At 43.6% G+C, this 282-nt stretch carries 1 rRNA gene (running past one end of the window); it reads right to left on the reverse strand.

Features of this window, described 5'->3' with window-relative positions:
* A 16S ribosomal RNA gene (locus tag ASU35_RS08725) occupies positions 1 to 224 on the reverse strand (it extends 1,363 nt beyond the left edge of the window).
* Positions 225 to 282: the final 58 nt, after the last annotated feature.

Consider the following 282-nt stretch of genomic DNA (forward strand, 5'->3'; position numbering starts at 1 on the left):
CTCATGCGAGGCTGCATATTATGCGGTATTAGCAGTCATTTCTAACTGTTATCCCCCTGTGTGAGGCAGGTTACCCACGCGTTACTCACCCGTCCGCCACTCAGTCAAATAAAACTTCTCTTCCTAGCAAGCTATTCCAATCTGTTTTAAGTGCTTCGTTCGACTTGCATGTGTTAAGCACGCCGCCAGCGTTCATCCTGAGCCAGGATCAAACTCTCATGTTAAAAAGTTCAATCGTCAGAATTTAGCTTGGCTAAATATCCTGAATTATTACTGTTTTTT

This window comes from Acetivibrio ethanolgignens (genome assembly GCF_001461035.1).
Lineage (GTDB): Bacteria > Bacillota > Clostridia > Lachnospirales > Lachnospiraceae > Velocimicrobium > Velocimicrobium ethanolgignens.